This window comes from Amycolatopsis acidicola (assembly GCF_007713735.2).
Classification (GTDB): domain Bacteria; phylum Actinomycetota; class Actinomycetes; order Mycobacteriales; family Pseudonocardiaceae; genus Amycolatopsis_E; species Amycolatopsis_E acidicola.
Window position 1 is genome coordinate 130,535 of sequence record NZ_VMNW02000001.1, and the last position, 23,587, is coordinate 154,121.

Sequence of the window (23,587 nt, forward strand, 5' to 3'; positions counted from 1 at the left end):
TGCTCTGATCTGCGACTTTAGCGGGTCGAAACGCTTCCCCCCGGACCAGGGACCGGCTATTGTATGAGAACTTTTCATGTTTCCTCGGCGAAAGGTGAAGCGCCAGTGGAAAGCCTGAGCTTCCCGCCCGATTTTCTGTGGGGCGTGTCCACCTCGGCCTTTCAGATAGAAGGTGCGAACGACGCGGACGGCCGGGGAACGTCCATTTGGGACACGTTCACCTCCGCCCAGGGCAAGATCGTCGCTGACGATCACTACCACCGCTACTCCGAAGATGTCGCACTGCTCGCCGATCTGGGTGTCGGCGGCTATCGAATGTCGTTTTCCTGGCCCAGAATTCAGCCGAATGGAGTAGCGGCCCCGAATTCGCGCGGACTCGATTTCTACGACCGGCTGCTCGACGAAGTGTGCGCCGCCGGAATCGCGCCGGTGGGCACGATTTACCACTGGGACACGCCGCAGCCGCTCGAGGACGCCGGCGGCTGGCTCGTCCGTGACACCGCGGAACGGTTCGCGGAGTACGCGAAAATTCTTGGCGAGCACTTCGCCGACCGGGTGAAAATGTGGATTCCGCTCAATGAGCCGATGGTCATGTCGATTTACGGATATGCCATCGGGGAGTACGCGCCGGGGAAAACGCTCCTTCTGGACGCATTGCCAACGGCTCATTTTCAACATCTCGCGCACGGGCTGGCCGTTCAGGCATTGCGGTCGGCCGGGGCGGAGCGCATCGGTACCGCCAATCATCATTCCCCGATCTGGCCTGCCTCGCCCGCCGAAGCCGACCGCGCCGCCGCGGACTGGCTCGACGCGCTGCTGAACCGCGCCTACCTCGAACCCGTGGTGCTCGGCAGCTATCCCGAGGAGATCGTGCCGTACCTGCCCGCCGGGTTCGAGGCCGATCTGCCGGACATCGCGCAGCCGCTGGACTTCTACGGCATCAACTACTACGAACCACAGGGTGCCGCCGCGCCGGGAGAAGGCAACCCACTGCCGTTCGAGCTGCGCCCGATCGACGGTTTTCCCCGTACCACCAACGATTCCCCGGTCGTCCCCGACGCGTTCCGCGAGCTGCTCGTCGATCTGCACACCCGCTACGAGCTGCCGCCGGTCTACATCACCGAGAACGGCTGCAGCTACGACGGCGTGCACGACCCGGAACGCATCGAATTCCTGTCCGGGCACCTGGCGGCGTTGCGGCAGGCGATGGACGCGGGCGTCGATGTGCGGGGATATTTCGTGTGGTCGTTGCTCGACAACTTCGAATGGTCGAAGGGCTACGGCCCGCGGTTCGGGCTCGTGCACGTCGATTACGAGACCCAGCGCCGCACCCGCAAGGATTCCTTCGACTGGTACCGGAAACTGGTGAGCCGATGACCGACACCGACGCCCCGGCGGCGCTCGCCGAACCGACCACGCGCGTCCGGCGCGGGTGGACCAGCCTGCTGTTCGTCGCCAATATCGGGCTCTGGCTGGGGATCTACGCGCCGATCCAGGTGTTGTTGCCCGAGCAGGCGGAGCTGTTGAACGCCGGGCACAAGGAGCTGGTGTTCGGGGTGGTCACCGGGGTCGGTGCGGTGGTTTCGCTGTTCGCCAACCCGTTGGTCGGGCTGGCGTCGGACCGCACGAGGTCCCGCTTCGGGCGGCGCCACCCGTGGACGCTGGGCGGCGCGTGTGTCGGTGCCGTCGGGCTGGTGGTGCTGGCGCTGGCGGGCAACGTCGTGGTGATGACCGTCGGCTGGTGTCTCGTGCAGGCCGGGCTGAACGGGATGCTCGCCACGCTCACTTCGGCGGTGCCGGACCGGGTGCCGGTCGAACAGCGCGCGCAGATCGGTGGCCTGGTCGGGATCAGCCAGATGCTGGGCACGGTGCTCGGCGCGGTGGTGGTGACAGTGCTGATCACGAGCCTGCCCGGCGGGTACGTCGCGTGCGCGGTGGTCGTGGTGCTGGGCGCGCTGGCTTTCGTCCTGCGGACCCCGGATCTGGCGCTGCCGAAGAGCTGGCACCCGTCGAACCGATGGCGCGACGTGCTGGCCGAGCTGTGGGTCTCGCCGCGGGAACAGCCGGACTTCCTGTGGGCGTGGGGCTGCCACTTCCTGATCAACCTCGGCAACGCGCTGGGCACGTTCTATTTGCTGTACTTCCTGAAGGACGCCGTGCACTACCCGGACCCGGACACCGGGCTGTTGATCATGATGGGCCTGTACGGGGTCGCGCTGGTGATCGGCGGGCTCTCGGTCGGCTACCTTTCGGACCGATCGGGCCGCCGGAAGCCGTACGTGTACCTGGCCGTGCTCGTGATGGCGGCGGCCGCCCTGGTGCTGACGTTCTGGCAGACCTGGCCGGCCGCACTGGCCGCGTCTCCGTTGCTGGGCGTGGGTTTCGGTGCCTACTGGGCCGTCGCGCTGGCGATCCTCACCGAGGTGCTCCCCGCCGCGCAGGACCGCGCCAAGGACTTGGGAGTGGTCAACATCGCGAACCTGCTGCCCCAGGTGATCGCCCCGCTGGCCGCCACGGTGATCTTGGCGAATCTTGGCGGATACCCGGCGCTCTTCGGGGCAGCGGCGATCGCGACTCTGGCCGCCGGGGTGTTGATCGTGCGGGTGAAGAAGGTTCGTTGAGGTTGGGTGGTCCGGTTCAGGGATGGGCGGTTCCGGTTCAGGGATCAAAAGAATGTCCTCGCCGGACGGGCTGGCTCCGGGATGACTGGGGTTTTCGCAGGTTCTCTTGGCTTGAGTGGGTGGTTGCGTGGGTGTCATCCCGTCGCCTACTCCCAGGAGTATCACTTCGTCCCGGGCCCGCACGCTTTGTGTTGCTGGGTGGCGGTTCCGGCGCGGGGTGCGGGCCCGGGACAAAGCGATTTCGGGGTCGCAGGCGACGGGATGACACCCAACGCGGGCTTGCGACAAAAGCACAAGAAGTGGTGGGCGCTGGTGTATGTAAACGTCACCAGGCCGTCAGGGTGAGGAGCTCGCACCGTGGGGGTCTGGGGGCTCGGCCCCCAGAAGCAATAACCAGCCCTCCCCGGCGCCGCGAGCGAAGCGAGCAAGCAGGGGAGGGCCAGAGGAGATGGGCCCGCGGGCCGGTGCCGGTCGGGGGAGGGGAGTGCAACGGCACCGGCCCGCGGAGTCGGGGGGTCCCTCTCAGGAGGGCGGGGGTGGCCGCAAGCTGCCTTCTGCAAATTCACAGCCAGCGACCATGATGATCAACATACCCACGGATTCACCCCTGCGCTAGGGGTTTGCGCTCACTATTCACGATTAATCGCCGAGTGGTCAGCGGGTGGCGACCTGCGGGATAAGCGCGTGGCGGCCGGTGCTCTCGGCCTGCGTCGCCTTCGGGCCCCGGGTCTGCGACGGCACGCTGTTCTTGCTCTTCCGCCAGGAGCCACGAAGGTCCTGTTGCGGAGCGAGTCCCCCGGCGACCAGGTGCTCGTGCGCGACCTGCCAGACCGAGCACGGCGCCTTGCAGCGGTGCCACCGGGTCGAGCAGGTCGGGCAGTCGCCGCGCTCATCGGGTTCGTGCGCCGAGAGCATCGCGCGCCAGCCTTCGGTCAACCGGGGGAGTTCGCTCCTTGCCACCGACACCAGCGAATCCGTGTCGGCGCGGTTGGCGAGGTCGGCGAGCATGTCCAAGCGCTCCCAGACCGCGTTGCGGAGCACCTGTCCTAGGATCTGATCCACCTGTAACTCACCGTCACCTTTCCGTCAGCTTCGCAGCTTCGTTGAGCGCCGCCCGCAGCTGGCCCAGTTGGCCCGCGGACAGTCGCGCTGTTTCTCCGGGCGGTCCCACGAGCACGACCTCGCCGTCTTGGACGAGCACGGTCACGCATCGCTCCCGGTTGATCATGTCGCCGCACTGCACGCGCCACACCAGCTGACCGCTCTCGTACCGGCGCACCTGCGCCGCACGGGGGTCGGTCACGGCCGGTACCGCCGAGCGGGCTGCCAGCCCGGACGGCCGCATCGGGCTCCTCGCGGCCTGGGCGGTCGCACGTGCTGCCGGGATCGAGTCCACGAACTCCACCGCGTCAACTCCGCTCTGTCGGTTCCTGTTGCGTTTGCAGTTGCTCTGAGTGATCGCGGGCGGTGCCCGGTCGCTCACGGAGAACTGAGAACTAGATTGCGATGAACCGCTGCGGAAGAGAAGCCGAACCGACGCAGGAGCGGCGACCGGCTCAGGTTCGACGGTGAACGGTCCGAGAAGTTCGGTCCGGCCGATCAGGCTCGGCAAACAGCGTTTCGCACGGTTCAATGGGTATGCCTACGCTGCGAATCGACGCCCAAGGTGACGGTGAGGGGGCGCAATATGGACGCCAGTACTGCTGCGGAAGCCCGGCAGGGTCATCCGATCAGCTCTGATGTCTGGGAAAAGCGCGAGATGCGGGAAGCGCTGGCCGGTCGCGAGATCAGCTCGGTCTACCGGAACCTCCGCAAGGAGGGCATCTCGCAGCGCCAGATCGCCGCGCTCACCGGCCAGTCACAGTCCGAGGTCTCGGAGATCCTCAAGGGACGGCAGGTCATGGCCTATGACGTGCTGGCGAGGATCGCCGACGGGCTGGGCGTCCCCCGTGGATACATGGGCCTCGCGTACGACGAGGCCACCGAGATTCAGGTCGTCGGCGCGGCCGACGAGCAGCAGGCTGAGGAGGACGAGTCCGTGAAACGGCGGAACTTCCTCGCGCATGCCGCCCAGGTCACGATGGGGGCGGCGGTCTTCGGATCGTCCCCGCAGGCCTGGGCCGCGAGCCCCGCGAGGACGCCGGCACCGGGCCACATCGGGATGACCGACGTGCGCCAGGTGGAAGCGGCGACAAGGGCGCTGCGGGCACTCGATTACCAGTACGGTGGCGGTTTCTGCCGGGACGCCGTGGTCGCGCAGCTGTCCTGGGGGCAGCAGATGCTCGATTCGTCGGCGACCACCCCGGTCAAGTCCAGGCTGTTCGTCGCGCTCGCCGACCTGCACAGCCTCGCGGGCTGGACCTCGTTCGACACCGGGCTGATGGACTCCGCGCGCGGGCATTTCGCGAACGCGCTGGAACTGGCCAAACAGGGGGACAACGACTCGCTGGTGGCGAACATCCTGTACCGCATGGGCCGCGTGTACCTGCACCAGGAAGCGCCCAACGACGCGCTGAAACTGTTCCAGCTCGGGCAGATCGCGGCACAGGAGTCCGGTTCGGAACTGGCCATCGCGGTGCTCGCCGCGAACCAGGCGTGGGCCTACGCGATGATGCAGAACGAGGACCAGGCGCTGAAACTGCTGGGACTCGCCAAGGACGAGTTCGCCCGCGCGAACCTCGCCGAGGCCGAGGACTGGGTCAAGTTCTTCAACGAGACCGACGTGTACGCGATGATCGGCACCGTGCACACGGTGCTCGCGCGCAGCGTCGACCTCAAGCACACCAGGTACGCGATCCCGGCGCTGACGAGGGCGGTCGACTCGTACGGCGAGGACATGCAGCGCAGCAAGACGTTCAACCTGAGCGCGCTCGCGACGAACCACCTCCTCGAGGGCGACATCGACCACGGGGCCAGGGTCGGCCGCGCCGCGCTGGAGTCCGCCGAGGGCCTCAAATCGGCCCGCATCAAGGACCGGATGGAACCGCTCAAGGACGAGGCCGAGAAGCGCAAGAACAACCCGGACGCCCGCGATCTGGCCGAACGGCTCGGCATCTTCTTCGCCGCCTAGCCGGTCGTCAGGGTTCCCAGTGACCACCGAGAACGCCCGCCGTCGACGCAAGCGCCGCGGCGCCCGGGTCACGGGTACGCCGGTCCGGCGTGCCGCCGTTCGCGGCGGTGAGAGGTGCACCAAGATGCCTGCCGGCACCATGAACGGCCGGTTCACCAGGGAAAAGCTGGACCGGGCGCTGGCGCAGGCCTGCGAACTGCTTGGCCTGGACCACCGTGGCGCGAGGCTGCTGCGGTTCACCAACAACGCGGTCTACGCGCTCGCCGAGGCCCCGGTGGTGCTGCGCATCGTCGGATCGACGACGCTGCGCCACCGGGCGGCCAAGGTCGTCGAGGTCGCGAAACACTTCCAGCGGCACGGGATCCCGGCGATCCGGCTGCTGCCGGGCGTCGAACAGCCCATCGAGGTGGGCGAACACGTGGTCACGGCGTGGGAGTACGTCGAGCCGGTGGCCAGGGCGACCGCCGCCGACCTCGGCACGCTCCTGCGCCGCGTGCACGAACTGCCGCTCCCGGCCGACGTCGGCGAGTGGGCGCCGCTCGCCGACGTCCGCGCCAGGGTCGCCGACGCCGAGGAACTCGAGTCCGGCGACAGGCGGTTCCTGCTGCGGCGCTGCTCCGAGGTCGGCGCCGCGCTGGCCGAGCTGCAGTTCCCGCTCCGCAGGGCCCTCATCCACGGCGACGCGCACCCCGGCAACGTGATCGTCGGCGTGGACGGGCCCGTGCTGTGCGACTTCGACTCGTCCTGCTTCGGGCCGCCCGAATGGGACCTGACCCCGCTGGCCGTCGGCCGCGAACGGTTCGGGGACCCGGCAGGCCGGTACCGCGCGCTGGCCGAGGTCTACGGCTTCGACGTCACACGCTGGGAGGGGTTCGCCGTGCTTCGCCAGGCGCGCGAGCTGAAGCTCACCACCAGCGTGTTGCCCATCCTGCGCAGCCATCCCGAAGTGCGCACGGAGCTGCGGAAGCGCCTGGACGACCTGAGGACGGGCCGCCGCGAGAAGTTGTGGGCCCGCTACCGGTGACCCACGATGCGGGAAGCGGCGGTGACACTCGCCGCTGGTTGGTGACCGCTCGTCGTTTGTGCAAATGCACGTGCATTGAGTAGTAAATTCGGCTCGACTAGTCACCCCGACCGGTCCATCCGTCACTCGCTCAGTGCAAGTTGCAGCTACCTGCGGTTACGACACCGGCGCGCGGGTCAACACCACCGCGAAACCGAACGCCAACCCCATCACCATCAGCTCCAGCGTGGCCCACGTGGCGAGCGCCGTGCGCTCGTGCTTGGCGATTCGCGGCATCAGCCGCCACCTCAGATGTGCACCGAGGGCCCCGATCGTCACGGCACAAGCCGCCTTCAGCAGCACGAGCACCCCGTAGGGCGTGGTGAACAGGGCGGACCAGAACCCGATCGTCGGATTGAGCAGGATTTCCACGCCGGCGTTGAAGAGCCCGGTCAGCACGGTGAGCACCAGGCACAACGTCGCCAGCTTCGAAAACCGCGGCAGCGCGTAGGCCAGCAGTGTCCGGTTTCCGACGAGCAGCACCGCCATCGCGCCGAGCCCGCCCGTCCACGCGACCGCGCCCATGACGTGCAGCTCCATCGAGATCATCGTGTAGTCGTGGTAGTTCCAGTTCGACGCGTGGCCCGTCACCGGAAGCGGCAGCAGCGCGAACAGGGCGAGCCCGACGCGAACCTCGGCCGGCACCTTCTCGCCGTGGCGCAGCGCGAGAACGCCGAGCACCGCGTGCGCCAGCGCGAGCACCGCGACCACGAGCAGCGCCTTGCCCGCGCCGATCTGCACCACGTAGTCCCAGATGTCGCCGAAGCTGACGTTTGCTTGCTGCGGCCGGAATTCCGCGGTCTGCAGCACCAGGGTGACCAGTGCCGTGACCGCCCACAGCAGCGCGCTCGCCACCGCGGCGGGCCGGGCCAGTTCGAGCACCGGCTCGGTCAGCTTCGGCCGGTCGTAGCCGACCAGGATGGAGAGCAGGGCGAGCCCGATCGTGCCGACCGCCGAAAGATCCAGCAGTACGCGCACGATCGGGATGGCGACCGTGACCACCTCGCCGACTTCCGCCACGCCGGGCACCGGCGCCGTCGCCGTGATGGCGACGCCGATCAGCGCGGCGGCGAGCGACGCGGTGAGCACCGCGAGGATCGTCGGATAGCGGACCCGCGAGGTGGTCCCGGCCTGTGTCATTCGACCTTCCTGCCCATCCGCAGTGCCAGCGAGAGCCCGATCGCCAGCAGGACGACGGCACCCACGATCCACACCCAGATCGGGATGCCGGTCGAGCCGTCGGACGACTCGGCGGACGCCCCGGTGGCCGCGTTCGCGGTGGCCGGGGTGCCGTTGCCCGCCTTGGTCAGGGTGAACGTGTACTCACCGGAGACCGGGTGCCCGTCGGCGGAGAGGATCCGGTACCCGACGGTGTAGGTGCCGGCCGGGCCGAGCGGCCGCACCCCGGCCGAGATCACGTTGCTGCTGATCTCCACCGAACCCTCGGCCCACTGGGTGTTGCCGGGACCCACCACCGAAATCTGGTTGATGTTCCCGCCCTGGACCGGTGCGTCGAAGGTGAGCGTGATCTTCGCCGGGCCGGTGTCGAGCGAGGCGCCCTTGCCCGGATCCGTCGAGATCAGCACGTTGTGCGCGGACGCCGGGGCGGCCATGCCGAGCATGGCCGCCACCGTGAACGCCAGCGCGAGCAGTGCCCTGCGCATTTACTTCTTGACCGCCTTACGTGCCCGCAAGGTCGCGCCCGCCCCGAAACCGAGGCCGAGCGCGCCGACGACCAGCCCGGCGCCGCCGAGCCAGCGGGCCGTGCTGTCGGTGCCGCTGGAATCGGAGTCCGGCGCTTCCGCCGTGCTCATGTCCATCCCGTCGTGCGCGGACGTGGTGGACGCGGCGGCGAGCGTGACCGTCGGCGCCGGGTGCTCCGGTTCCTCGCTGCCGTTCTGGACCTGGTCCCAGTTCACGACCTCACCGTTGTCGTAGGTCTGGATCGCGGGCAGCACCAGTTCGTCCACATTGGACGGAAGGGTGGACACGCTCAGCTCGAACTCCTGGAACTCGCTGTCGCCCTTGGCGATTCCGCCGCCGGGCTGCGCGGTGAACACGACCTTCGTGACCGGGTTCGAGACATCGAGGTTCTTCCCGTTCTTCACCGGTGCGGGCAGCTGTGTCTTGGTGACCTCCGCGGTCCAGCCCGGAATCGGCTTGTACCGCACGGAACTGATCGCGTACTCCTGCTTGAAGTCGATCTCCAGCTTGGTCGTGCCCGCGTCGGCTTCCTCGTTGGGGACACGGAAGACGATGGCGCCGCTGCCGCCCTTCTGCGGTTCGCTGCCGTAGATGTTGGCCGTCACGTGCGCCGAGGCGACACCCGAGCCGAGCAGGCCGGCGATGCCGATCGTGGTGGCCATGACTGTCGTGCGCAGGACGCGTTTCGATGACATGGGTAGGGATGCTCCTGAATGAGTCGGGCCGACGCGTTGCGCCGGTGTGAGAAAGAGATTTCAGGAGTTCCGCGGTGGGCCACGCCTGCCGTGAACACGGTTCAAAACGACCCCGATCAACGGGGTGTTCTCGGGAGACGGCACCGGGGCCAAGTCCGGGCCGGCGGAAACCGGGGCGGCACGCCAGACGACGGGCAGCAGCAGCCACAGGGTGGCGGCCGCGCCGCGCAACATCGTCTCCGCGTGCGCGAGCAGCAGTCCGGTGAGGACAGTGGCCATCGCGTGCGCCAGGTACATGGCCGCGTGCGTCGGGCCGTGGTGTGCCATCAACTCGGTGAGCACGAGGTGCATCCCGAGCTGGGCTGTGCCGAGCACCGCGAGTACGCCGAGCGGTCCACGCGTCTTCTCGGCGAGCGCGGCGCCGATCCAGCCGACGAGGCAGGTGAGCAACAGGGTCAGCGCCGTGTCCGGACAGCCCCCGCCGCCGAGGGCGTGCGCGGTCACCGCGAGCCCACCGGAGCTGAGCGCGAGCAGGCCACCACGCACAGTGCGTAACGCGCTGTATCGCCCAGCCTGCTTGCTCACCCGCACAGCGTATGAGACGAGCGGAGGCGCGCGGGACGCTGTCTCATGTGGTGAACACGACGTTAAGTATGGCGCCTGCAAAATTATGGGAAACGGTTATCTTGCCTGATCACGTACCCACGAACGGGCGACGCGGCTTGTTTCGGAGGGTGTCGATGGTTGCTCATTCTCGGTGAATGAGGAACTGTGAGCAGGCCATTGACCAACGCAGACGGCCTTCGGGGGCCGGCGTCGGCATGCTGAATAGCGGGCCTCCTTGCCGTCTCCGTTGGGCCGGACGAGTGAACTGCATCGGGGAGGAGGGCACACCGCGTGAACCTGTTCGACTACGTGGCGGACCGGTGGAGCAGACTGTCGTTGCAAGCGTGGTTGCACGTGAGCGAGGTAGTGCAGGCCACCATCATCGCCGCGGTGATCGGGGTCCTGATCGGGGTCGCGGTTTACCGCAGTCCGATCGGTTCGGCCCTGGCCACCGCGCTCGCCAGCACGGTTCTGACCATTCCGTCGTTCGCCCTGATCGGGCTGCTGATCCCGCTGGTCGGGCTCGGCGTGGCGCCCAGCATGATCCCGCTGGTCGTCTACGCCCTGCTGCCGATCGTGCGGAACACCATTGTCGGCCTGTCCGGTGTGGACCCGGCGGTGGCGGACGCCGCGAAGGGCATCGGGATGAACAGGTTCGGTGTGCTCACCAGGGTCGAGCTGCGGCTCGCCTGGCCCGCGATCCTGACCGGGATGCGGGTGGCCACCCAGATGCTGATGGGCATCGCGGTGATCGCCGCCTACGCGAAGGGGCCCGGCCTCGGCTCCGAGGTGTTCTCCGGGCTGACCCGCGCCGGCAGCGCGAACGCCACCAACCAGGCGCTCGCCGGAACCCTCGGCGTGGTCATCCTCGCCCTCATCCTCGACGGCATCTACGTCCTCATCGCCCGCTTCACCGTTCCTAGGGGTGTCCGTGTCTGAAACCGTGGAAAGCTCAGCAGCCACTTCCGTGCCGGCCGACGGCGTGTCCGGAGTGGAGATTCAGCTGGAGAACGTGACCAAGCGGTATGCAGGCTCGCGTGAGCCCGCGGTCAACGACGTCACGATGACCATCCCCGCGGGCAAGATCGTGATCCTGGTCGGCCCGTCCGGTTGTGGCAAGACGACCACGATGCGGATGATCAACCGGCTCATCGAGCCCAGCTCGGGCAAGATCACGATCGGCGGCGAGAACGCGCTCAAGATCAACCCGGACCAGCTTCGCCGGAAGGTCGGCTACGCGATTCAGCAGGCCGGTCTCTTCCCGCACTTCACCGTGGCGCAGAACATCGCGGTCGTGCCGGGGCTGCTGAACTGGGACAAGAAGAAGATCAACGCCAGGGTCGAGGAGATGATGGACCTGGTCGGGCTCGACCCGAAGCAGTTCCACGACCGCTTCCCGCGTCAGCTTTCCGGTGGTCAGCAGCAGCGCGTCGGCGTGGCACGGGCGCTGGCCGCGGACCCGCCGGTGCTGCTGATGGACGAGCCGTTCGGCGCGGTCGACCCGATCACCCGAGGCAATCTCCAGGACGAGTTGCTGCGGCTGCAGTCCGAACTGCACAAGACGATCGTGTTCGTGACGCACGACTTCGACGAGGCCGTGAAGCTCGGCGACAAGATCGCGGTGCTCGGCAACCAGTCGAAGATCCTGCAGTACGACACCCCGGAGTCGATCCTCGCCAACCCGGCGGACGACACGGTCGCCGGGTTCGTCGGTGCCGGCGCTTCGCTGAAGCAGCTCACCCTGTTGCGCGTGCGTGACGTGGAGCTGCAGACCGACACGGTCACCGCGACGACCGGCGAGTCGCCTTCGGAAGTGCGGCAGAAGCTGACCGAGAACAAGAAGACGTACGCGCTGATCCTGGACGACCGCAAGCGGCCGATCCGCTGGGCGCACGTTCGCGACCTCGCCTCGGCGGGCTCGCTCGCCAACGCGGGCAAACCGCTGGGCGACCTGGTGAGCCTGCAGTCCACGCTGCAGGACGCGCTGGAGGCGATGCTCGTCGAAGGTGGCGCGGTGCCGGTGACCGGCGCGCGCGGTGAGTACGCCGGGATGATCGAACTGGACACCGTCATGGCCACGGTCCAGCGGCTGCGCGAGGAGCACACCGAGTCATGACAGCCACCGTAGAAAGCGGTTTCTCGACCGGATCCGGTTCCAAGCGCGCCGAACGCGGCAGGCTGTTCGCCCAGCCGGTCGCGGTGATCGTGATCGTCGGCGCGGTGCTGATCTGGGCCCTGACCCGCGACAACGACGCCATCGAAGCGGAAAGCCTCAACTGGAGCACGCTGCTCAACGACACCTGGCACCACCTGCTGATCACCATCGCGGTGGCGGCGATCGTGGTGCTGGTCGCGGTGCCGCTCGGCATGGTGCTCACCCGGCGCTGGGCCCGCCCGGTCGCCCCGGTGTTCCTGACCATCGCCAACATCGGCCAGGCCGCGCCCGCGCTCGGCATGATCGTGCTGTTCTTCCTGTGGACCAGCTGGGAAGGCTTCTGGTGCGCGGTTCTGCCGATCGCGTTCTATTCGCTGCTTCCCGTGCTGCGCAACACGATCGTCGGCATCGACGCGGTCGACCCGGCACTCACCGACGCCGGCCGCGGCATCGGGATGTCCGGCGCCGGCGTGCTGTTCCGGATCGAAATGCCGCTCGCCCTGCCGCTGATCCTCGCCGGCCTGCGCACCTCGCTGGTGCTCGCGGTCGGTACCGCCACCCTGGCGTTCTTCGTCAACGGCGGCGGGCTCGGCGAACTGATCGACACCGGCTACAAGCTCAACCGCATCCCCGTGCTGATCACCGGCGCGGTGCTCGCGGTCGGGCTGGCGCTGCTGATCGACTGGATCGGTGCGGTGCTGGAGGAGGCATTCGGACCGAGGGGGCTCAAATGAGGAAACTGAAAGCGATCCTCGGCGTCATCGTGCTCGCGGCTTCGCTGACCGCGTGCGGGCTGAACGTCAACGCCTCGCTGCCGTACAGCGTGAAACCGGGTTCGATCCAGCCGGTGCCCGGCCTCGAAGGGCTGAAGGTGACGGTGGGGTCCAAGGACTTCACCGAGAACATCATCCTCGGCTACATGGCCGAGCTGGCGTTGTCGGCCGCGGGTGCGGACGTCATCGACCTGACCAACATCAGCGGTTCGAACAGCGCCCGGCAGGCGTTGCTGAACGGGCAGATCGACCTGTCGTGGGAGTACACCGGCACCGGCTGGATCTCCTACCAGGGCAACACCGAGCCGATCCCGGACGAGCAGGGACAGTTCGACGCGGTGAAGGCTGCGGACGAGAAACAGTACGGCATCACGTGGCTGGACTACTCGCCGGTGAACGACACCTACGCGTTCGGTGTGCGGGAAGCCTATGCGCAGCAACACAACCTGAAGTCCAATTCGGACATGACGGAGTTCCTCAAGCAGCATCCCGAGGAAGGCTCCTTCTGCGTCGAGACCGAGTTCGCCAGCAGGCAGGACGGGATGCCAGGGGTGCAGAAGGCCTACGGCTTCACGCCCAGCGTGGTCAAGACCTTCGGTACCGGCGCGATCTACACCGCGGTCGCGAACAACACCTGCAACTTCGGTGAGATCTTCACGACGGACGGCCGGATCGCCGGGCTGAACCTGCGCGTGCTGCAGGACGACAAGAAGTTCTTCCCGCAGTACAACGCCGCGGTGACGATGAAGAAGTCGTTCCTCGACGCGCACCCGGAGCTGTCCGGTGTACTGGTGCCGGTGGGCAAGGCGCTGGACAACCAGCAGATGATCGAGCTGTGCAAGGAGGTCGACGTCGACGGCAAGGACGCCGGCGAGGTCGCCAGGGACTGGATGGTCTCGAAGGGATTCATCAAGTAGCGGCAGGCAGCGCCGTGGCCCGGGTTCTTCGTCGGAAGAGCCCGGGCCACTCGCTTTTCCGGGGCTAGACGCCGAGTCGGTGCAGGAGCTGTGACTCCAGGCTGCTCAGCTCCGAAGCGACCGCCTGGTGTGCCGCCTTCCGGCGGGACGCCGGCATCCGTTCGGCCGCATGCACCGCCGCGGTGAGCTGTTCCAGCGTTCCGTGCGCGTTGTCGGCGAACTCGGTGTCCTCCTTCGTCGCGCGCTCGGACTTGCGCAGTTCCGCCAGCGCTTCGGAGACACCGGCGATCCGCGCGAGCAGGCTCGCGCCGCGGCCGGTGAACTCCGAGAGCCTGTCGACGGGCACGCCGAGGCGCCGCGCCTGGTACCTGTCGTAAGCCTCGCGGGCGGCGCCCGCCGCGCGCACCGCGAAGGGCAGCACCACCGGCGCCACCGCGGGCACGACGATCTTGGCCACGGAGACGTAGTTGCGGGCCTTCTTCGGCGTCAATCCCTGGTCTTCCGCCTTCTTGCGTGCCATGAGGAGAACTTACTTGGCCCCACAAGCGCGAGCATGTCGGACACACTCGCCGTTTCGGCGGAAGTGCCGTGTACAGGTGGTCAGGCCGGACGCACTCGCTGTTTTGTCGGTGGCGCCTTCTACAGTGTTGGCTATGTACACACAGGTGCTACTCGATGCCGGAGCGGTGAGCCGCTGCCGGCGCCGGGTGCACCTCGAACACGATCCCACCGCCCGCGAGTTCGAGCTCGCTCCGCCGGATCCGGCCGCCGAGCAGCGCATGGCCGACGCGGCCGCCCACCGGGACGAGCTGCGCCGCCGTCTGGTCGAGGCCGTTCCGGGCACGTGGGTCACGGTCGCGCGTGACCTGCCGGTCCAGGAGCGGTTGAGCATCACCGAGCAGGCGCTGGCCGAGGGTGCCACGTACATCTGGGGCGGGCTGCTCCCCACGGGAGACGGGCATCGCCGCGGTGGCGCGGAGCTGCTGGTCCGGACCGATGGCGGGTACCTGCCGGTGCTCGTGGTGCGGCACCGGATCACGGACCCCGGCGCGGGCGCGGTCACCACCGCCCCGACGGATCTCGACCCGGGCAACGCGAAGACGGACGAGAAGCGCAAGGTGCGTTCGCAGCCGCGGGATCAGCTCCGGCTCGCGCATCTGCGCCGGATGCTGGAGTCGCTCGGCCTCGCCACGGCCAGGCCGCTGGGCGCGGTCATCGGGCTGGACGCGGATGTCGTGCTGTGGCATGACCTTTCGGCGCAGACGTGGCCCGGCGGCCGCAGCGCGCTCGCGGAGTACGACGCGCGTTTCGAGGACAGGCTGGCCATCGCGGAGGCGGCGGCGACCGGTGGCCCTGGGCTCGCCGAGCCGTCGCGAATCCTGGAATGCCGCAGCTGTCCATGGTGGCCGACGTGCGAGGCCCAGCTCCGCTCGGTTCGTGACGTGAGCCTGGTGGTCCGCGGTGAGGACGCGATGGAGCTGCGTCGCGCCGGCGTGTCCACTGTGGACAAGCTGGCGGCGCTCAACCCCGGTGACGAGCCGCCGATCCTGTGGACGTCGGGCACGTTCGCCGACGCGGTGGCGCTCGCGCGGGCCTGGCTGGCGGATCTCACCGTGGTGCGCAAGGTGCCGGAGGTCCAGGTGCCGAGGGCCGACGTCGAGGTCGACGTGGACATGGAGAGTTTCGGCGAATCCGGGGCGTACCTGTGGGGCTGCCTGCTCTCCGGCGCGGACATCGGCCTGCCGCACGGTTATCACTCGTTCGTCACCTGGGACCCACTGCCCACTGTGGACGAAGCGCGGTCGTTCGCCGAGTTCTGGGCGTGGTTGAGCGAAGTCCGCGCGCGCACGGCCGCCGCCGGGCTCACGTTCCGCGCCTACTGCTACAACGCGATGGCCGAGAACCGCTGGCTGTTCGGTTCGGTCGAGCGGTTCGGTGGCAGGCCGGGGATCCCGGTCAAGCGGGAGATCCAGTCCTTTGTGGATTCCGACGAATGGGTGGACCTGTTCCGCGGGGTGTCGGACCAGTTCCTGTGCGCGCGGGGCAAGGGGTTGAAGGTGGTCGCGCCGGTGGCCGGGTTCAGCTGGCGTGACCCGGAGGCGGGCGGCGAAGCGTCGATGCGGTGGTACCGCGCCGCGGTCGGTATGAACGGCACCGAGCCCGAGCCGGGTCAGCGCACCCGCCTGCTCCGCTACAACGAGGACGACGTCCGGGCCACGAAGGTGCTGCGCGAGTGGATGTCCGGCGCCGCCAACGAAATCCCGTACATGGGCGACCTGTAACCCAGCTCACGTTGAACCTGACACCGATGGCAGGTTCGACCATCGGGGCATGCGAAACCTCCCGGCATTGCTGGCGCTGACCACAGCCGCCTTCATCACGGTGCTCACCGAAGCGCTGCCCGCGGGCGTACTGCCCGCCATGAGCGCCGACCTCCGGGTCGGCGAATCGGCGATGGGCCAGTCGGTCACGATCTACGCGACCGGCACGGCGCTCACCGCCATCCCGCTCGCCACGGCCACCGCGGGCTGGGGCAGAAAACGCTTGCTGCTGGCCGGGGTGGCGGGTTTCGCGGTGGCCAACACGTTGACGGCCATCTCGGATTGGTACCCGCTGACGATGGTGGCCCGGTTCGTCGCCGGGGTGGCGGCGGGCGTCGTGTGGTCGCTGCTCACCGGCTACGCCCGGCGGCTGGCGCCGGAAAACGGCCAGGGCAAGGCGATCGCGGTCGTCATGGCGGGCATCCCGCTGGCGCTTTCGCTCGGCATCCCGGCCGGGACCTTCCTCGGCGGCGCGCTCGGCTGGCGGGCCACGTTCACGGTGATGACCGCGATCGCCGTCGTCCTGCTCGGCTGGATCCTCGCCGCGGTACCGGACTTTCCCGGGCAGCGCGCCGAAAGCAGGCCGCCGGTGCTGCGCACGCTCCGGAGCCCCGGGCTGGCCGTGATCCTCGTTGTCACCACTGTGTTCGTGCTGGCGCACAACATCCTGTACACCTACATCGCCGCGGTGCTCGACCGGTTCTCGCTCGGCGGCGAGGTGGACCGCGTGCTGCTCGTCTTCGGCATCGCGTCGCTGGTGAGCATCTGGGTGGTGGGCGCGTGGATCGACCGCAGGCTGCGTGCGCTCACCGTCGCGGGCGTCGGGCTTTTCGCCGTCGCCGCAACGATTTTGGCCGTGCTCACCGGTTCCCCCGCGCTGGTCTACACCGCCATCGCGTTGTGGGGCCTCGGCTGGGGCGGCGCGCCGACGTTGCTGCAGACGGCGGCGGGCATCGCGGGCGGGGAAGCGGCGGACCTGGCGCAGACCATGCTCGTCACCCTGTGGAACGCCGCGACGGCGGGTGGCGGGCTCGCCGGTGGGCTGCTGCTCGACCTCGCGGGCCCGCTTTCCCTGCCGTGGAGCGGACTTCTGCTCGCGCTGCCGGTGTTGGCCCTGGTGCTCGCCACCCGCGTCTTCGGGCCTACTTCGGCGCCATCCGCAGCGAGCCGTCCAGCCGGATCACCTCGCCGTTGAGGTAGTCGTGCTCGACGATGTCCAGCGCCAGCTGCGCGTACTCGTCCGGGCGGCCGAGCCGCTTCGGGAACGGCACACCGGCGGCGAGCCCCGCGCGGAACTCCTCGCTGACCGTGGCCAGCATCGGCGTGTCGATGATGCCGGGGGCGATCGTCATGACGCGAATCCCGTGCGAGGCAAGGTCGCGCGCCGAGGGCAGGGTCAGACCGACCACGCCGCCCTTGGACGCCGAGTACGCGACCTGCCCGATCTGCCCGTCGTAGGCGGCGACCGAAGCGGTGTTCACGATGACACCGCGCGCCTCGTCTTCCAGCGGCTCGGTCTTCGCGATGGCCTCGGCGGCGAGCGTGACCACGTTGAAGGTGCCGATCAGGTTGATCTCGATGACCTTGCGGAACAGGTTCAGATCGTGGCGGCCCTTGCGGGACAGGATGCGCGCGGAGGGGCCGATCCCGGCGCAGTTCACGACGGTGCGCAGCGGCACCCCGGAGCCGGCCGCCTGGTCGACGGCCTCCTGCACCTGGTCTCCGTCGGTCACGTCGGCCTCGACGTAGGTGATGCCTTCGATCTTCGGCGCCTTTTCGATCCCGGCCGCGAGATCCAGCGCGAACACCCGCGCGCCCTTCGCGGCCAGTGCCTTGGCCGTCGCTCCGCCGAGCCCCGAGGCGCCGCCGGTGACGATCGCCGCCGTGTCCGTGATCCGCATGTTCTTTCCTTCCGACCGGACTGTGTGCGGTTTCGAGGCTAACGCTCGTTCACTTGCCGGCCGGGTGGCCCTCCTCACCCGTCGTGCGGAGTATCCGGGCCTGACCACTGCAGTTAGCGAACCCGTCAACTCCGGCTGTCACCGTCGTCGCATGGGCTCAGCTCGGATCGTCGTGATCGGGACCGGATACGTCGGACTGACCACCGGGGCCTGCCTTGCCGGCCTCGGCCACCAGGTGACCTGCGTGGACGTGGATCGGGTCAAGGTGGCCAGACTCGCCGCCGGTCAGGTGGACATCCTCGAACCCGGCCTGGAGGAACTGGTTTCGCGCGGGCTGAGCAACGGACGGCTGCGTTTCGTCGTCGGTTCGCGGGAAGCCGTCGCCGACGCGCAGGCCGTGTTCCTCTGCGTGCCGACGCCGATGGGCGCGGGCGGCGCCGCGGACCTTCGCGCGGTCGAGGCGGTCATCGACGAAATCTCCGGAACAGTGCCCGCGGGCTGCTCCGTGATCACCAAGTCGACCGTGCCGGTCGGTACCGCGCAGCGCATCCGCGACCTGCTCGGCCGCCGCGACGTTCCGGTGGTGGCGAACCCCGAGTTCCTGCGCGAAGGCACCGCGGTCAGCGACTTCCTGAACCCGGACCGGATCGTGGTCGGCTCGGACGACCAGCCCGCCGCGGCCTGGGTCGCCGGGCTCTACGCCGACCTCGCCGCGCCGAGCGTGGTCACCGACGCGGCCAGCGCGGAGCTGGTGAAGTACGCGGCGAACTGCTTCCTCGCGATGAAACTGTCCTATGTGAACGCTGTCGCCGAACTCTGCGAGCGGCTCGGCGCGGACATCGAGTCGGTCACCGACGGGATGGGGTACGACCGCCGGATCGGCCGCGCGTTCCTCAAGCCCGGCCCCGGCTGGGGCGGTTCCTGCCTGCCCAAGGACACGCACGCGCTGGTGCAGGTCGCGGAGTCGGTCGGTTTCGACTTCTCCCTGCTGTCGGCGGCGATCCAGGAGAACATCGCGCAGCGGGACCGGATCGTCGCGAAGATCGCGGGCGCGGTCGGCGGCACGCTGGCCGGCACCCGGATCGGCGTGCTGGGCCTGGCTTTCAAGGCGGGCACGAACGACCTGCGCGACTCACCGGCGCTGTCGGTCACCGCGATGCTCGCCGCGCACGGCGCCGAGGTGACCGCCTACGACCCGGCGGTCGGCGGCGAGCAGCCGGGAATGCGCATCGTGGACGACCCGTACCAGGTCGCGAAGGGCGCCGACGCGATCGTCGTGCTGACCGAATGGGCCGAGTTCTCGAGGCTCGACTGGACCTACGTCGCCGACCTGATGCACGGCGACGCGGTGGTCGACACCCGGAATCTCCTTGACCCGCAAGCGATCCTGAACGCAGGGCTGTGCTGGCTCGGCCTCGGCCGCCCGCGAAGGCACGCCCGCGCGAACGCCTAGCGCTGCCACAACCAGAACTCGATGCCCTGATCGTCCACGCATTCGGCGCTCAGCCCGTACGGGAACCGCTCGATTTCCCCTGCTGTGCCACCGAGTTCGCGGACGCGACCGAGCGCGGCTTCGAGATCGTCCACCGCATACATCATCTTCCAGCCGATCTGACGACCCGGGCCGCCCCAGAGGCCGCCCATCATGCCCGCACCCTCGACACCCCAGCCGTTTTCGACGTGTCCCGGCGAGAACTGCCAGCCGAGAACGCCGCCGTAGAAGGATTTCGCGGCTTCGGCGTCAGGAACCTGGAAGGTGAAGTACCCGGCCTCGCCGTGCCGCGGACCGGCCTGCCCGCCGCTGCGCGCAGGCGCCTGCGTGACCAGCCAGCGCTGGCCGAACGGGTCGCGGATCGTGCCGCCGCGGCCGTGCCCGCTGTCCTGCACCGGGCGGATCAGCTCGGCGCCCCGCGCCACGGCGCGTTCCACCGAACCGTCCACATCGGACACTTCGACCCGGATGGACGCGCCGCCGGGCGAGGCGACGTGCCCGATCTCCTCGAACTCCTCGGCCAGCATCAGCACGGTGTCGCCGATGGCCAGTTCGGCGTGCCCGATCCGGCCGTCCGGCATCAGGATCGGATCGCCGCGGCGGGCCGCGCCGAACACTTCGACGTAGAAGTCCAGCGCCCGCCGCGCGTCGGAAACGGCGAGATACGGGGTCAGGGAACGAAGTTCGGCCTGTGCGGGGGTTTCGGTGGTGGTCATCTCTTCTCCCATCAGCACGGCGCGACGCAACCGCTCGCGCAGTTCGGCGGCGAACCGCGGGTCCGGGTCGGCCGGGCGCACCGGTGCGCGGAGGGCATCCAGTGGATCAGTCACGACGGCCCTCCTTCTGCTGGTAGACGGTGCGGAATGCGGCCTTGGCGCGGACGAGCAGCGCTTCGGTGGCGTGCACGGTGCGGCCGAGCAGCTGCGCGACTTCGGCGACCCGCAGGCCGTCGAGGTAGCGCAACGTGAGAGCGGCCCGGTGGTGCGCGCCGAGTTCGGCGAGCACCTCTCGGGCCAGCAACGCGTCCACTTCCTCGTCCCACGGGTCGACGGACTTGGCCTCGTGGACCAGCCGCAGTCCGCGCTCCTCCCGTTCACGCCTGCGCCAGTGGTCGACCAGCTTGTGCCGCGCGACCCCGATCAGCCAGGGGGTGCTCACCGGCGCTTTTTCGTTCCGGCAGGCGGACACCGCGCCGAGGAAGGTCTCGGAAGTCAGGTCTTCCGCGACGCTGCGGCTGCCGCACCGGGACAGCAGGTAGCCGTACACCTCCGGCAGCGCCGTCTCGTACAGTTCGAGCAGCGCGAATGCCGGGTCCGGTCGTACCCGCGGTTCGCTCACATCCCTATCGTCGTCCGGGAGCCCGGTTTTCCGACGGGTGAATTTCGGTCAGCCGCGCGGGTCGGGCAGCCGCGTGGCGGCGAGCGCGATCCCGGCGAGCAGCACGGCCTGCGTGATCATGACGATGACCAGCGCGTGCTCCGTTCCGGACATCGCCAGCGTCGCGAACAGCGTGCCCAGTGTCGCGACGCCCAACGCCAGCGATGTCTGCTGCGTGGTGGTCAGCATCCCGCTGCCCGCGCCGGCGTTTTCGGTGGGCACGCGCGACAGGATCACGCGGAACAGCGTCGGCGCCGCGAGCCCCTGACCGGCGCCGAAGACCAGTGTGCCGGGCGCGAGCGCGAGGGCGTCCAGCGCGGGCCATTCCGCCAGCACTGTGCCGATGAGGATGAGCAGGCCGAGCAGTTGCACGCTCGCGCCGAGCACGATCGTGCGCGTCCCGAGTCGCTGCACGATCCGGCTGCTGAGCAGTGACATGACCAGGAACGCCACGGCGAGCGGGGTCAGCGCGAGCCCGGAGCCGAGCGGGCCGAGGCCGAGCCCGTCCTGCAAGGCCAGCGCGTAGACGAACAGGAAACCGCCGAAGACCAGGAAAAACGGCACGGCGATGGCGAGCCCGCGCCGCATGCTCGGCACGTGTAGCACCGACATCGGCAGCAAGGGGGTGATGCCGCGCGACTCCAGCCGCCGCTCGACGACCACGAAAGCGATTGCCAGGAACGGAAGGGCGGCCAGCGCGAGCCAGCACCACACCGGCCAGCCGAGCGCGCGGCCCTCCATCAGTGGCACGAGCAGTGACAGCAGGGTCAGGCCGAACAACGCGGTGCCCAGCCGGTCCACACGGAGCGGGTCGTTCGCCCTCGTTTCGGGGAGCGTGCGCCGGGCCAGCACCACGCCGAGCAGCCCGAACGGCACGTTGATCAGGAAGATCGGGCGCCAGCCGGTGCCCGCGATGTCGGCCGAGACGAGGACGCCGCCGAGCAGCTGACCGATCACCATCGCGATGCCGCCGGTGGCGCCGTAGTAGCCGAGCATCCGCGAGCGTCGCTCGCCCGCGGTCGTGGCCTGGATGATCGAGAGGACCTGCGGCACCATCAGCGCGGCGGCCGCGCCCTGCGCGATCCTGGCGAGCACGAGCACGGTGGCGTTCGGGGCGAGTCCGCAGATGAGCGAGGTCAGCGTGAACGCCGACATGCCGGCGATGAACAGCCGCCGCCTGCCGAAGGCGTCGCCGAGCCTCCCGCCGACGACGAGCAGCAGCCCGAAGGCTATGCCGTACCCGGCGACGATCCATTCCAGGGTGGCGGTGGAGGCGTGCAGGTCGGCATCGATCGTGGGGAGGGCGACGTTGACGATGAAGTAGTCGATGGGCGCGAGCGCGGCACCCAGCAGGACAGTGCCGAGCCCGGCTCCGGTGAGTCCCCGGGTCGCGGGGGCCTCGAGCGTGGTGGTCATGACTACCACGCTCGGCCGACAGCGATCCAGGTACCAGAGCGTGTTTATCCAGGTATCAGCACTACCTGGTACCACGTTGCGGGCGCTGGCATCGTGGAACCGTGAACACTCCTGTCCTCCGTCGCGAACTGGCCGAGTTCCTGCGCAGCCGGCGGGAACGCATCACGCCCGACCAGGTGGGCCTGCCGAATGTGGGCCGGCGCCGCACCCCCGGCCTGCGGCGCGAGGAGGTCGCGCAGCTGGCGGGTGTCGGGGTCACTTGGTACACGTGGCTGGAGCAGGGGCGCGACATCCACGCGTCGGAGCAGGTGCTGACGGCGATCGCCGGGACGCTTCGGATGGATCCGTACGAGCGCGGCCACCTGTTCACGCTGGCCGGGAGCCCGGAACCACCGGCGGAGAAGGAATGCCGGGCGATCCCGGACGCGATCCACACGATGCTGGCCAAACTGGAGCCCTTCCCGGCGGCGGTCCACAACGCGCGTTCGGACATCCTGGCGTACAACCGCGGCTACAACTGGCTGATGGATGTGGACGCGCTGCCGTTCGAAGAGCGCAACACGATCCTGCAGGCGTTCACGAATCCACAGTGGGCGAGCCGGCTCGCCGAATGGCCGGAAAGCGCGCCGCGAGTGGTCGCCCAACTGCGCGCGTCGATGGCCGCCCACGTCACCGAGCCGAGCTGGAAAACGCTGGTCAAACGCCTGCGCCAGGCCTCGCCGCTGTTCGAGCAACTGTGGACCCAGCACGACATCCAACCGATCCGCAACCTCACGAAACGCTTCGTGCACCCCGAGGCCGGACTGCTGAGCTTCGACTACACGCACCTCTGGTTCGGCCCCACCTCAGAAATCCGCATGACGACGTACACCCCCGCCGACGACGAGACGGCGTCGAAGATCGCGGCGCTGCCCTGACTGCCATGACCGCCACCTCGGTTGCGGATATTGCGATTATTGCGGATAATGCGTTTGTCGGTGAAGTCGACCAGTGGAGGGCTGATGACAACGTGCACCGTTGACCAGGTCACCCCGGGACCGGCCGACATCGACAGCGCGCATGAGGCGCTCCCGCACATCAAGGCGTACCTCGCGCAGCACAGCCAGGAAACCGTCCGGCTGGTCGTCGATGATGACCAGGACGAGGCGCTCGAGGTGCCCCGGCCTGCCGTCGAACTGCTGGCCCGGATACTGGCGCATATGGCAGCAGGGGAGAGCGTCTCGCTCGTCCCCACGCACGCGGAGCTGACCACCCAGCAAGCAGCGGATCTGCTGCACGTCTCCAGGCCGTTCCTCATCGGCCTGCTCGAAGCGGGGGAGATCGAGTACCGGACCGTGGGCAAGCACCGTCGCGTCAAGGTCGAGTCGCTGAGGCAGTACCTGCGCGCGGACGACCGTCGACGTCGCGACGCCGCTGATGAGCTTTCGGCTTTGAGTCAGGAGATGGGGCTGACCTGAGCAGCGGCCTTCGTTGTTG

At 68.7% G+C, this 23,587-nt stretch carries 24 protein-coding genes; 13 read left to right on the plus strand and 11 right to left on the minus strand.

Annotated elements, in window-relative coordinates; genetic code table 11:
* Positions 1 to 105: 105 nt before the first annotated feature.
* Both FPZ12_RS00650 and FPZ12_RS00655 read left to right on the plus strand, forming a co-directional pair.
* Positions 106 to 1,377 carry a GH1 family beta-glucosidase gene (locus tag FPZ12_RS00650; RefSeq protein ID WP_144745407.1) on the plus strand — a complete coding sequence of 424 codons (1,272 nt, stop codon included), beginning with the start codon at positions 106 to 108 and terminating at the stop codon, positions 1,375 to 1,377.
* Complete coding sequence (locus FPZ12_RS00655) at positions 1,374 to 2,621, plus strand: MFS transporter (RefSeq protein ID WP_144745408.1); 1,248 nt, start codon at positions 1,374 to 1,376, stop codon at positions 2,619 to 2,621. Before FPZ12_RS00650 ends, FPZ12_RS00655 begins: the two co-directional genes overlap by 4 nt.
* 654 nt (positions 2,622 to 3,275) lie before the next feature.
* Here FPZ12_RS00655 and FPZ12_RS00660 read toward each other — a convergent pair.
* Positions 3,276 to 3,683 (minus strand): hypothetical protein, encoded by a 408-nt coding sequence (locus FPZ12_RS00660; RefSeq protein WP_144745409.1) that lies wholly within the window; start codon positions 3,681 to 3,683, stop codon positions 3,276 to 3,278.
* A gap of 13 nt (positions 3,684 to 3,696) precedes the next feature.
* Entirely contained in the window at positions 3,697 to 4,026 is a 330-nt protein-coding gene (locus tag FPZ12_RS00665) for a hypothetical protein (protein WP_144745410.1), read from the minus strand.
* 282 nt (positions 4,027 to 4,308) lie between these two features.
* On the opposite strand from FPZ12_RS00665, the gene FPZ12_RS00670 reads away from it, so the two are divergent.
* Together FPZ12_RS00670 and FPZ12_RS00675 are read left to right on the plus strand one after the other, a co-directional pair.
* Positions 4,309 to 5,691: a helix-turn-helix domain-containing protein gene (locus FPZ12_RS00670; RefSeq protein WP_144745411.1), complete on the plus strand. Its 1,383-nt coding sequence runs from the start codon at positions 4,309 to 4,311 to the stop codon at positions 5,689 to 5,691.
* Between the two features lie 139 nt (positions 5,692 to 5,830).
* Positions 5,831 to 6,715, plus strand: coding sequence for a phosphotransferase family protein (locus tag FPZ12_RS00675; RefSeq protein WP_144745470.1), 885 nt, complete (start codon positions 5,831 to 5,833; stop codon positions 6,713 to 6,715).
* 156 nt (positions 6,716 to 6,871) lie between these two features.
* Here the strand turns inward: FPZ12_RS00675 and FPZ12_RS00680 are convergent, their stop codons facing one another.
* From FPZ12_RS00680 to FPZ12_RS00695, 4 genes are read right to left on the minus strand one after another with little or no spacing between them, the layout of a single operon-like run.
* A complete protein-coding gene (locus tag FPZ12_RS00680) occupies positions 6,872 to 7,894 on the minus strand; it encodes a copper resistance D family protein (protein WP_144745412.1) in 1,023 nt (340 codons plus the stop codon).
* Positions 7,891 to 8,418, minus strand: a complete 528-nt coding sequence (locus tag FPZ12_RS00685) for a copper resistance CopC family protein (RefSeq protein WP_144745413.1) — start codon at positions 8,416 to 8,418, stop codon at positions 7,891 to 7,893. Before FPZ12_RS00685 ends, FPZ12_RS00680 begins: the two co-directional genes overlap by 4 nt.
* A complete protein-coding gene (locus FPZ12_RS00690) occupies positions 8,419 to 9,153 on the minus strand; it encodes a YcnI family copper-binding membrane protein (protein WP_144745414.1) in 735 nt (244 codons plus the stop codon).
* 60 nt (positions 9,154 to 9,213) lie between these two features.
* Entirely contained in the window at positions 9,214 to 9,738 is a 525-nt protein-coding gene (locus FPZ12_RS00695) for a hypothetical protein (RefSeq protein ID WP_243769598.1), read from the minus strand.
* Between the two features lie 312 nt (positions 9,739 to 10,050).
* On the opposite strand from FPZ12_RS00695, the gene FPZ12_RS00700 reads away from it, so the two are divergent.
* Genes FPZ12_RS00700 through FPZ12_RS00715 form a run of 4 tightly spaced genes read left to right on the plus strand, consistent with a single transcriptional unit; the run spans position 10,051 to position 13,604 of the window.
* Positions 10,051 to 10,698, plus strand: coding sequence for an ABC transporter permease (locus FPZ12_RS00700; protein ID WP_144745415.1), 648 nt, complete (start codon positions 10,051 to 10,053; stop codon positions 10,696 to 10,698).
* 43 nt (positions 10,699 to 10,741) lie between these two features.
* Positions 10,742 to 11,875 (plus strand): ATP-binding cassette domain-containing protein, encoded by a 1,134-nt coding sequence (locus FPZ12_RS00705; RefSeq protein WP_144745472.1) that lies wholly within the window; start codon positions 10,742 to 10,744, stop codon positions 11,873 to 11,875.
* On the plus strand, positions 11,872 to 12,648 hold the full coding sequence (locus FPZ12_RS00710; RefSeq protein ID WP_144745416.1) for an ABC transporter permease: 777 nt from the start codon (positions 11,872 to 11,874) through the stop codon (positions 12,646 to 12,648). The genes FPZ12_RS00705 and FPZ12_RS00710 overlap by 4 nt, the downstream gene beginning before the upstream one ends.
* Positions 12,645 to 13,604 (plus strand): glycine betaine ABC transporter substrate-binding protein, encoded by a 960-nt coding sequence (locus FPZ12_RS00715; protein ID WP_144745417.1) that lies wholly within the window; start codon positions 12,645 to 12,647, stop codon positions 13,602 to 13,604. Before FPZ12_RS00710 ends, FPZ12_RS00715 begins: the two co-directional genes overlap by 4 nt.
* Before the next feature lie 64 nt (positions 13,605 to 13,668).
* On the opposite strand, the gene FPZ12_RS00720 is transcribed toward FPZ12_RS00715, so the two are convergent.
* Entirely contained in the window at positions 13,669 to 14,124 is a 456-nt protein-coding gene (locus FPZ12_RS00720; RefSeq protein WP_144745418.1) for a DUF6474 family protein, read from the minus strand.
* 133 nt (positions 14,125 to 14,257) lie between these two features.
* Between FPZ12_RS00720 and FPZ12_RS00725 the strand changes: the two genes are divergently transcribed.
* Both FPZ12_RS00725 and FPZ12_RS00730 read left to right on the plus strand, forming a co-directional pair.
* Positions 14,258 to 15,886 (plus strand): TM0106 family RecB-like putative nuclease, encoded by a 1,629-nt coding sequence (locus FPZ12_RS00725; RefSeq protein ID WP_144745419.1) that lies wholly within the window; start codon positions 14,258 to 14,260, stop codon positions 15,884 to 15,886.
* Positions 15,887 to 15,935: 49 nt separating this feature from the next.
* Positions 15,936 to 17,120 (plus strand): MFS transporter, encoded by a 1,185-nt coding sequence (locus FPZ12_RS00730; protein WP_144745420.1) that lies wholly within the window; start codon positions 15,936 to 15,938, stop codon positions 17,118 to 17,120.
* Here FPZ12_RS00730 and FPZ12_RS00735 read toward each other — a convergent pair.
* Positions 17,068 to 17,826, minus strand: a complete 759-nt coding sequence (locus tag FPZ12_RS00735) for an SDR family NAD(P)-dependent oxidoreductase (RefSeq protein WP_144745421.1) — start codon at positions 17,824 to 17,826, stop codon at positions 17,068 to 17,070. The two genes, FPZ12_RS00730 and FPZ12_RS00735, sit on opposite strands and share 53 nt — an antisense overlap.
* A 151-nt stretch (positions 17,827 to 17,977) precedes the next feature.
* On the opposite strand from FPZ12_RS00735, the gene FPZ12_RS00740 reads away from it, so the two are divergent.
* Positions 17,978 to 19,279 carry a UDP-glucose dehydrogenase family protein gene (locus FPZ12_RS00740; RefSeq protein WP_144745422.1) on the plus strand — a complete coding sequence of 434 codons (1,302 nt, stop codon included), beginning with the start codon at positions 17,978 to 17,980 and terminating at the stop codon, positions 19,277 to 19,279.
* Here the strand turns inward: FPZ12_RS00740 and FPZ12_RS00745 are convergent.
* From FPZ12_RS00745 to FPZ12_RS00755, 3 genes are read right to left on the minus strand one after another with little or no spacing between them, the layout of a single operon-like run.
* A complete protein-coding gene (locus FPZ12_RS00745; protein ID WP_144745423.1) occupies positions 19,276 to 20,148 on the minus strand; it encodes a VOC family protein in 873 nt (290 codons plus the stop codon). The two genes, FPZ12_RS00740 and FPZ12_RS00745, sit on opposite strands and share 4 nt — an antisense overlap.
* The gene (locus FPZ12_RS00750; protein ID WP_144745424.1) at positions 20,141 to 20,656 is read right to left on the minus strand and encodes an RNA polymerase sigma factor; all 516 of its coding nucleotides are present in this window, start codon (positions 20,654 to 20,656) and stop codon (positions 20,141 to 20,143) included. The genes FPZ12_RS00745 and FPZ12_RS00750 overlap by 8 nt, the downstream gene beginning before the upstream one ends.
* Positions 20,657 to 20,704: 48 nt before the next feature.
* Positions 20,705 to 22,111 carry an MFS transporter gene (locus tag FPZ12_RS00755; RefSeq protein WP_144745425.1) on the minus strand — a complete coding sequence of 469 codons (1,407 nt, stop codon included), beginning with the start codon at positions 22,109 to 22,111 and terminating at the stop codon, positions 20,705 to 20,707.
* A 101-nt stretch (positions 22,112 to 22,212) separates the two neighbouring features.
* On the opposite strand from FPZ12_RS00755, the gene FPZ12_RS00760 reads away from it, so the two are divergent.
* Complete coding sequence (locus FPZ12_RS00760) at positions 22,213 to 23,028, plus strand: helix-turn-helix transcriptional regulator (RefSeq protein WP_144745426.1); 816 nt, start codon at positions 22,213 to 22,215, stop codon at positions 23,026 to 23,028.
* A gap of 84 nt (positions 23,029 to 23,112) precedes the next feature.
* The gene (locus FPZ12_RS00765; protein ID WP_144745427.1) at positions 23,113 to 23,568 is read left to right on the plus strand and encodes a helix-turn-helix domain-containing protein; all 456 of its coding nucleotides are present in this window, start codon (positions 23,113 to 23,115) and stop codon (positions 23,566 to 23,568) included.
* The last annotated feature ends 19 nt before the right edge of the window (positions 23,569 to 23,587 follow it).

Excerpts from the sequence above, each read along its gene's own strand:
- FPZ12_RS00670 (WP_144745411.1), top strand. The coding sequence starts at position 4,309 with ATGGACGCCAGTACTGCTGCGGAAGCCCGGCAGGGTCATCCGATCAGC.
- FPZ12_RS00720 (WP_144745418.1), bottom strand. The coding sequence starts at position 14,124 with ATGGCACGCAAGAAGGCGGAAGACCAGGGATTGACGCCGAAGAAGGCC.
- FPZ12_RS00675 (WP_144745470.1), top strand. The coding sequence starts at position 5,831 with ATGAACGGCCGGTTCACCAGGGAAAAGCTGGACCGGGCGCTGGCGCAG.
- FPZ12_RS00740 (WP_144745422.1), top strand. The coding sequence starts at position 17,978 with ATGGGCTCAGCTCGGATCGTCGTGATCGGGACCGGATACGTCGGACTG.
- FPZ12_RS00655 (WP_144745408.1), top strand. The coding sequence starts at position 1,374 with ATGACCGACACCGACGCCCCGGCGGCGCTCGCCGAACCGACCACGCGC.
- FPZ12_RS00690 (WP_144745414.1), bottom strand. The coding sequence starts at position 9,153 with ATGTCATCGAAACGCGTCCTGCGCACGACAGTCATGGCCACCACGATC.
- FPZ12_RS00715 (WP_144745417.1), top strand. The coding sequence starts at position 12,645 with ATGAGGAAACTGAAAGCGATCCTCGGCGTCATCGTGCTCGCGGCTTCG.
- FPZ12_RS00735 (WP_144745421.1), bottom strand. The coding sequence starts at position 17,826 with ATGCGGATCACGGACACGGCGGCGATCGTCACCGGCGGCGCCTCGGGG.
- FPZ12_RS00680 (WP_144745412.1), bottom strand. The coding sequence starts at position 7,894 with ATGACACAGGCCGGGACCACCTCGCGGGTCCGCTATCCGACGATCCTC.
- FPZ12_RS00765 (WP_144745427.1), top strand. The coding sequence starts at position 23,113 with ATGACAACGTGCACCGTTGACCAGGTCACCCCGGGACCGGCCGACATC.
- FPZ12_RS00755 (WP_144745425.1), bottom strand. The coding sequence starts at position 22,111 with ATGACCACCACGCTCGAGGCCCCCGCGACCCGGGGACTCACCGGAGCC.
- FPZ12_RS00725 (WP_144745419.1), top strand. The coding sequence starts at position 14,258 with ATGTACACACAGGTGCTACTCGATGCCGGAGCGGTGAGCCGCTGCCGG.
- FPZ12_RS00710 (WP_144745416.1), top strand. The coding sequence starts at position 11,872 with ATGACAGCCACCGTAGAAAGCGGTTTCTCGACCGGATCCGGTTCCAAG.
- FPZ12_RS00685 (WP_144745413.1), bottom strand. The coding sequence starts at position 8,418 with ATGCGCAGGGCACTGCTCGCGCTGGCGTTCACGGTGGCGGCCATGCTC.
- FPZ12_RS00730 (WP_144745420.1), top strand. The coding sequence starts at position 15,936 with ATGCGAAACCTCCCGGCATTGCTGGCGCTGACCACAGCCGCCTTCATC.